Below are 5,703 nucleotides of genomic sequence, written 5' to 3'. Positions count from 1 at the left end.
GCTTCGGGGGGCTTCGGGGGGCTTGGAAGGGCCGGGACGCGACCTGCAATGCCGGGCCGACCGGGTGCCCCACATCGGCAATTTGGGGAGCCCGCAGGTCACCGGCTATCCTGAGGAGCAACTGACGCCGCTGGCATGGTGATTTCTCTGCGCGGCGGGAACCACTGATCAAGGAGATGCACGTCATGGCTGTGCCCAAGCGCAGAATGTCGCGCGCGAACACCCGTAGCCGGCGCGCGCAGTGGAAGGCCGAGGCCCCCGGTCTGGTCACCGTCACCGTCGCGGGGCGCCAGCACAAGGTGCCGCGTCGCCTGCAGAAGGCGGCCCGTCTCGGCCTGATCGACCTCGACAAGCGCTGATTCCGTCGGGCCATCTCGCGGCTGACGTGATCGGCCTTGGGCGAAACGCCGCACGCTTCTTAGGTCACTCTCAGGCGTTGGGTTAAGACTGGTGGCCGTGCGAATTCTTGTCGTTGACGACGACCGCGCGGTGCGCGAGTCCCTGCGGCGCTCCCTCTCCTTCAACGGCTACTCCGTGTCGCTGGCCGAGGACGGTGTCGAAGCGCTGACCGCCATTGCCGACGACCGTCCGGACGCGTTGGTCCTCGACGTGATGATGCCCAGGCTCGACGGGCTGGAGGTCTGTCGTCAGCTGCGCAGCACCGGCGACGACCTGCCGATTCTGGTGCTGACCGCGCGGGACTCGGTCTCCGAACGGGTCGCGGGGCTCGATGCGGGTGCCGACGACTACCTTCCCAAGCCGTTCGCGCTGGAGGAACTGCTCGCACGGATGCGGGCGCTGCTGCGCCGCACCTCTCCCGACGACGCGGGAGACACGGCGACCATGACGTTCGCCGACCTCACTCTTGATCCGGTCACCCGCGACGTGACCCGAGGGGAACGGCACATCAGCCTGACCCGCACCGAATTCGCCCTGCTGGAGATGCTGATCGCCAACCCGCGCAGGGTCCTGACCCGCAGCCGCATTCTCGAAGAGGTCTGGGGCTTCGACTTCCCGACCTCCGGTAATGCGTTGGAGGTCTATGTCGGTTACCTGCGCCGCAAGACCGAGGCCGAAGGAGAGCCGCGGCTCATCCACACCGTGCGCGGCGTGGGTTACGTGCTGCGCGAGACCCCTCCCTGATGTCGTTGTTCCGGCCCGACGCCCACCGACGTGCGCCCCTGCCCGCCACCACCTCCCTGTCGTTGCGGTGGCGGGTGATGCTGCTGGCGATGTCGATGGTCGCCATGGTCGTGGTCCTGATGGCGGTGGCCGTCTATGCCGTGGTGTCGGCGGCGCTCTACGACGACATCGACAACCAGCTGCAGAGCCGCGCTCAGCTGCTGATCGCCAGCGGCTCGCTGGCCGCCGACCCGGGCAAGGCCATCGAGGGCACCGCCTACTCCGATGTGAACGCGATGCTGATCAACCCCGGCCGGTCGATCTACACCGCCAACCAGGAGGGCCAGACGCTGCCCATCGGGGCGCCCGAGAAGGCGGTCATCGACGGTGATCTGTTCATGTCGCGGCGCACCGCCCACGACCAGCGGGTGCTGGCGGTGCGGCTGCGCAACGGCAGCACGCTGCTGATCTCGAAGAGCCTGGCCCCGACCGACGCCGTGATGACCAAACTGCGCTGGGTGCTGCTGATCGTCGGTGGGGTGGGTGTCGTGGTGGCCGCCGTGGCCGGCGGAATGGTCACCCGTACCGGCCTGCGGCCGGTGGGACGGCTCACCGAGGCCGCCGAGCGGGTCGCACGCACCGACGACCTGCGGCCCATCCCGGTGTTCGGCAGCGACGAGCTGGCGCGGCTCACCGAGGCCTTCAACACGATGTTGCGCGCCCTGGCCGAATCGCGGGAACGTCAGGCCCGCCTGGTCGCAGACGCCGGACACGAACTGCGGACGCCGCTGACCTCCCTGCGCACCAATGTCGAACTGCTGATCGCCTCACAGCAGCCCGGCGCCCCCCGGATCCCGGACGCCGAGATGGCCGATCTGCGTGCCGACGTCATCGGCCAGATCGAGGAGCTGTCCACCCTGGTGGGCGACCTGGTCGACCTGACCCGCGACGAAGCCGGCGACGTCGTCCACGAGCACGTCGAGATCGGCGAAGTGGTCGACCGTTGCCTCGAACGGGTCCGGCGGCGCCGCAACGACATCGAATTCGACGTCGCGGTGACGCCCTGGCAGGTCTACGGCGACGCGGCCGGGCTGTCGCGGGCGGTGCTGAACCTGCTCGACAACGCCGCCAAGTGGAGTCCCCCGGGCGGGCGGGTCGGGCTACTGCTGCGGCAGGTCGGCCCGTCGCACGCCGAACTGATCGTCTCCGACCGGGGGCCCGGCATTCCCGCGCACGAGCGTCAGCTGGTCTTCGAGCGCTTCTACCGCTCGACCGCCGCCCGAGCGATGCCGGGTTCGGGCCTGGGCCTGGCCATCGTCAAGAAGGTGGTGCTCAAGCACGGCGGCGCGATCCGCGTCGAGGACACCGCCCCGGGCGAGCAGCCCCCGGGCACGTCCATCTATGTCCTGCTGCCGGGCCGCCCCGGTACGTCGGCGACATCCGACGAGGTCACAAAACGATTAAAAGTGCCCTGAGCGGGCAAAAGTCATCAGCCACACCGAGTGTTATCTCAGTGGTTTCTCAGTCGACGGGTGCACAGTGGGTCCCAACGAGTTCTCCCTACTTCTCTGCGGATCGGTGTCACAGCCGGTCCGCACTGACTGACAAGGACCAGTGACGACAGGCATGACGAACCACCCGAGGTATTCGCAACCGCAGCCCGGTCATCCCCAGGACCCGAATCAGTCTGCGGCCTATGGGTATCCCGGCCAGTACCGTCCCGGGCCTCAGCAGCAGTACGACTGGCGCTATGCGACCCAGCAGCAGGCCGCCCAGCAGGGTTACGCGGCTCAGCACAGCGCAGCCCAGCACAGCGAAGCCCAGCACAGCGCAGCTCAGCACAGTGCCCAGCAGCGGGTGGCCCATGACCAGTACCGGGGTGCGCGGCCGCCGGGTGCCGCAGTCCCGCCGCAGCCGCAGCAGGGTCCCGGCCGCGCGCCCCGCAGGCGTTCCCGCGCGGGCACCGTGGCAGGGGTTCTGGCGATCGCGGTGGTCTCGGCCGGTATCGGCGGCGGGGTGTCACTGCTGGCGGCCCCCGATCGCGACACGGGCAGTTCGGTGACGACCATCGGCGCCCCCGCACCCAGCAGTGTGCCCGCGGCCAACGTCCCGGCGGGCTCGGTCGAGCAGGTCGCCGCCAAGGTGGTGCCCAGCGTCGTCAAGCTGGAGACCGATCTGGGTCGCGCCAACGAGGAGGGCTCCGGGATCGTCCTGTCCTCCGACGGCCTGATCCTGACCAACGCCCACGTGGTGTCCGCGGTCAACGGCGCCCCGCCGGAGATCTCCGGCGGGCCGCTGCTCCCGAGCCGGCCCGGACTGCCGTCGACGTCGGGTGACGCCTCGGCCAAACCCGTGACGACCGTGACGTTCTCCGACGGGCGCACCGCCCCGTTCACCGTCGTCGGGACCGACCCCGCCAGCGACATCGCGGTCGTGCGCGCCGAGGGTGTCTCCGGCCTGACCCCCATCACGCTGGGTTCCTCGGCCAATCTGCGGGTGGGCCAGGACGTCGTCGCGATCGGCTCGCCGCTGGGCCTGGAGGGCACCGTCACCACCGGTATCGTCAGCGCGCTGAACCGGCCCGTCTCGACCGTCGGCGACGCCAACAACCAGAACACCGTGCTCGACGCGATCCAGACCGACGCCGCGATCAACCCGGGCAACTCCGGCGGTGCGCTGGTCAACATGAACGGTGAGCTGGTCGGCATCAACTCGGCGATCGCCACCCTGGGCGGCGACTCCGCCGGCGCGCAGAGCGGCTCGATCGGGTTGGGCTTCGCGATCCCGGTCGATCAGGCCAAGCGGATCGCCGACGAGCTGATCAGCTCCGGAACGGCCTCGCATGCCTCCCTGGGTGTGCAGGTCAGCAATGACAGCAGCGTCAACGGCGCCAAGATCGTCGACGTCACCGCCGGCGGAGCCGCCGCGGGTGCGGGCCTGCCCAACGGTGTGGTGATCACCAAGGTCGACGACCGGGTGATCCCCAGCGCCGACGCCCTCGTCGCGGCCGTCCGGTCCAAGGCACCGGGGGAGACGGTGACCCTGACGTATCGCACCGATTCCGGTCAGACCAAGACCCTGCAGGTCACGCTCGGTAAGGCACAGCAGTGATGAGGACGGCTGCACCGATGTCCGTCGCCACATATACGGTTGCAACCATGGAGCAGCCTGTGGAGCTGGTGGGTAGGGCACTGGTGGTGGTCGTCGATGACCGGACCGCGCACGGCGAGGAGGACCACAGCGGTCCGTTGGTCACCGAGTTGCTCGGTGAGGCCGGGTTCGTGGTCGACGGGGTGGTCGTCGTCGCCGCCGACGAGGTGGAGATCCGCAACGCGCTGAACACCGCGGTGATCGGGGGAGTCGATCTGGTGGTGTCCGTCGGCGGGACCGGTGTCACCCCGCGTGACGTGACCCCGGAAGCCACCGTCGAGATTCTGGACCGCGAACTGTTGGGCATTGCCGAGGCGTTGCGCGCGTCCGGGCTGTCGGCGGGAATCACCGACGCCGGTCTGTCGCGGGGCCTGGCCGGGATCTCCGGCAGCACCCTGGTGGTCAACCTGGCGGGATCGCGCTACGCGGTCCGCGACGGGATGGCGACCCTGAATCCGCTGGCTGCCCAGGTCATCGCGTCGTTGTCGAGTCTGGAAATCTGAGGAAATCTGAACATTTCCCTCACTTTGGGTGAACGTCCGGCGCCGTCCCGCTATCGGGTCGGCGCCGAGGTATGTCGAGACCCTGAGGATCTCGCAAACTACCGTCGGCCTTTGTGTTACGCCCGCGTGAACTGCAACGACGCACCGTTTGTGATCTTAGTCACACAACCCGGAGGTCCGTGATGGCTATTGACCCCAAAACGCGTGGTTCAGTTAACAAGGTATTCGGCGAAGGTATTCCCCAGGCATCCTCGGATGAACGCGATCCGGACGCCGCGGCCGACGAAGAGAGCCGCGAGAACTGGCTGCGGGACAACCGTCCCCCGCATCACGAGTGATCCAGATTGCAGTGTTGAGCGCCCTCTGATCGGGGGATTCGGCCCGCGTGCACGTCGCGCGCGTAATGCAGGATACCGGTCGTTCCATCCCGCCGGCTCCGGGTTGACTGTGGGTCGGCTGGGAAACTCCAGCAAACTTTCTGACGGTCATCACTTCCGTTATCGGTGCGTCGCTACGCGTTGCCCGTCCGATGCCGCGCCGTTATGTTCCTCGTGTCAGAAACGATGAGCGAAAAGTAAGAGCCAGATGTGAGGGTTCTCATCTCTCGACTCTTGCGAGTGTGTGGTGTGAGCGAGCTGCACCACGCACGAACCCCCTCGGTGAGCCACCCGGGTCACCGCCGACACAGCTAGGGAGAACATGAAGGTATTCAGTCGGGTGCTGGTCGCGTTGGTCGCCGCGTTCGCGGCGCTCTTCGTGGGCACGGGCACTTCACATGCTGGCCTGGACAACGAGCTGAGCCTGGTCGACGGTCAGGGTCGGACCCTGACGATTCAGCAGTGGGACACCTTCCTCAACGGCGTCTATCCGCTGGACCGCAACCGGCTGACCCGCGAGTGGTTCCACTCGGGCAAGGCGGTCTATGCGG

At 68.0% G+C, this 5,703-nt stretch carries 7 protein-coding genes; all 7 read left to right on the top strand.

What is annotated here, in order from left to right; translation table 11 throughout:
- Positions 1-185: 185 nt before the first annotated feature.
- On the top strand, positions 186-359 hold the full coding sequence (gene rpmF, locus CSR00_RS25665) for a 50S ribosomal protein L32 (RefSeq protein ID WP_099025230.1): 174 nt from the start codon (positions 186-188) through the stop codon (positions 357-359).
- A gap of 97 nt (positions 360-456) precedes the next feature.
- Positions 457-1,143, top strand: coding sequence for a response regulator transcription factor (locus CSR00_RS25660; protein ID WP_099025229.1), 687 nt, complete (start codon positions 457-459; stop codon positions 1,141-1,143).
- Positions 1,143-2,597, top strand: a complete 1,455-nt coding sequence (locus CSR00_RS25655) for a HAMP domain-containing sensor histidine kinase (protein WP_099025226.1) — start codon at positions 1,143-1,145, stop codon at positions 2,595-2,597. The genes CSR00_RS25660 and CSR00_RS25655 overlap by 1 nt, the downstream gene beginning before the upstream one ends.
- 151 nt (positions 2,598-2,748) lie before the next feature.
- Complete coding sequence (locus tag CSR00_RS25650) at positions 2,749-4,233, top strand: trypsin-like peptidase domain-containing protein (RefSeq protein WP_099025225.1); 1,485 nt, start codon at positions 2,749-2,751, stop codon at positions 4,231-4,233.
- Positions 4,233-4,775, top strand: coding sequence for a MogA/MoaB family molybdenum cofactor biosynthesis protein (locus tag CSR00_RS25645; protein WP_099025224.1), 543 nt, complete (start codon positions 4,233-4,235; stop codon positions 4,773-4,775). Before CSR00_RS25650 ends, CSR00_RS25645 begins: the two co-directional genes overlap by 1 nt.
- Positions 4,776-4,957: 182 nt before the next feature.
- Positions 4,958-5,113, top strand: coding sequence for a hypothetical protein (locus CSR00_RS30860; protein WP_099025228.1), 156 nt, complete (start codon positions 4,958-4,960; stop codon positions 5,111-5,113).
- A 361-nt stretch (positions 5,114-5,474) separates the two neighbouring features.
- A partial coding sequence (locus CSR00_RS25635) for an MspA family porin (protein ID WP_176562269.1) occupies positions 5,475-5,703 on the top strand: 229 nt, incomplete at its 3' end.

The organism is Mycolicibacterium palauense (assembly GCF_002592005.1).
Classification (GTDB): domain Bacteria; phylum Actinomycetota; class Actinomycetes; order Mycobacteriales; family Mycobacteriaceae; genus Mycobacterium; species Mycobacterium palauense.
The sequence above is the reverse complement of the archived record's forward strand: the minus strand, read 5'-3'. Positions and strand labels throughout refer to the sequence as shown.

Coding starts and splice junctions, on each gene's coding strand:
- CSR00_RS25655 (WP_099025226.1), top strand. CDS start 1,143: ATGTCGTTGTTCCGGCCCGACGCCCACCGACGTGCGCCCCTGCCCGCC.
- rpmF (WP_099025230.1), top strand. CDS start 186: ATGGCTGTGCCCAAGCGCAGAATGTCGCGCGCGAACACCCGTAGCCGG.
- CSR00_RS30860 (WP_099025228.1), top strand. CDS start 4,958: ATGGCTATTGACCCCAAAACGCGTGGTTCAGTTAACAAGGTATTCGGC.
- CSR00_RS25645 (WP_099025224.1), top strand. CDS start 4,233: ATGAGGACGGCTGCACCGATGTCCGTCGCCACATATACGGTTGCAACC.
- CSR00_RS25650 (WP_099025225.1), top strand. CDS start 2,749: ATGACGAACCACCCGAGGTATTCGCAACCGCAGCCCGGTCATCCCCAG.